General features: G+C 35.0%; 2 protein-coding genes. Both read left to right on the forward strand.

Features of this window, described 5'->3' with window-relative positions; translation table 11 throughout:
* Positions 1–269 precede the first annotated feature (269 nt).
* Complete coding sequence (locus Z053_RS0109590; RefSeq protein WP_025664806.1) at positions 270–968, forward strand: hypothetical protein; 699 nt, start codon at positions 270–272, stop codon at positions 966–968.
* A 145-nt stretch (positions 969–1,113) separates the two neighbouring features.
* On the forward strand, positions 1,114–1,776 hold a 663-nt coding region (locus tag Z053_RS28250), incomplete at its 3' end, for a hypothetical protein (protein WP_035095706.1).

The following is a 1,776-nucleotide window of genomic DNA, read 5'->3' on the forward strand; positions in this document are numbered from 1 at the left end:
CGGAACAGGAAGTAGTATTAGACTGCGAGGTTATGGAAATTTTAATGTCACACTTTCGATTGCTCAGGATGGTTGTACTACCCAAACCAGAACTCAAAACTTTTATGTGAATATAGGAAGGTAATTAGGCAGTAGACTTGCCTTCAACATTTGAGTTATAAGCATACAAAATAGGTATATCTAATGTAGTATGACCATAACTTACTATGCTCTGTATTGAGTATTCTAATTATTTACAATAACAGATCTAATTCATAAAACAACAAATCATGAAAAAAACAATTTTTAAAGTAATCACTATGGTAATGCTGGCAACCTTTATTAGTAGTTGCGAGACAGATGATGGTACTCTTGATGGTCTTGAAGGAGAATCAAAAAATATATCTGTAGAGACTTCTACAATAGATAAATCTGCTACAAAAGCAGCTAATGGTTGCCATAACTGGAGTATTAAAAGGTATGAAGGCCCTATGTGGATGGATTTTAGGACCCGAAAAGTATATCCTTATGTAAATACGATCACAATTGCTGAGGCAAATTGTGATGGAATTTGGGAAGCTACCGGAGGTTTTAAAATTATTGATAATACTCATAATAAAAGAACAGTGCGGGTTAAAAGAATCAATAAGAACGAAGGCAAGCTTTTTTTTATTACCAGCGGGGGCTATTCTGTTCTTACTTTTGATGCTTTCATTTATCCAGACACTACACCACCTACAACTTCATGTCCTACCAGCGAGCATACCAAAATGAGACAAAGCTTTTCTAAATATGCTGCTGCCAGTAATTATGATGAGAGATATACATATAACTGGACAGTCGTTAATAAAGGAAATACATACCATGGAACAGGAAGCAATATTAGACTGCGAGGTTATGGAAATTTTAATGTCACGCTTACTGTTACCCTGGATGGTTGTACTACCCAAACCAGAACTCAAAACTTTTATGTGAATATTGGAAGGTAATTAGGCAGTAGACTTGCCTTCAACATTTGAGTTATAAGCATACAAAATAGGTATATCTAATGTAGTATGACCATAACTTACTATGCTCTGTATTGAGTATTCTAATTATTTACAATAACAGATCTAATTCATAAAACAACAAATCATGAAAAAAACAATTTTTAAAGTAATCACTATGGTAATGCTGGCAACCTTTATTAGTAGTTGCGAGACAGATGATGGTACTCTTGATGGTCTTGAAGGAGAATCAAAAAATATATCTGTAGAGACTTCTACAATAGATAAATCTGCTACAAAAGCAGCTAATGGTTGCCATAACTGGAGTATTAAAAGGTATGAAGGCCCTATGTGGATGGATTTTAGGACCCGAAAAGTATATCCTTATGTAAATACGATCACAATTGCTGAGGCAAATTGTGATGGAATTTGGGAAGCTACCGGAGGTTTTAAAATTATTGATAATACTCATAATAAAAGAACAGTGCGGGTTAAAAGAATCAATAAGAACGAAGGCAAGCTTTTTTTTATTACCAGCGGGGGCTATTCTGTTCTTACTTTTGATGCTTTCATTTATCCAGACACTACACCACCTACAACTTCATGTCCTACCAGCGAGCATACCAAAATGAGACAAAGCTTTTCTAAATATGCTGCTGCCAGTAATTATGATGAGAGATATACATATAACTGGACAGTCGTTAATAAAGGAAATACATACCATGGAACAGGAAGCAATATTAGACTGCGAGGTTATGGAAATTTTAATGTCACGCTTACTGTTACCCTGGATGGTTGTACTACCCAAACC

Origin of the sequence: Aquimarina megaterium XH134 (genome assembly GCF_000520975.1) — a bacterium.
GTDB lineage: Bacteria > Bacteroidota > Bacteroidia > Flavobacteriales > Flavobacteriaceae > Aquimarina > Aquimarina megaterium.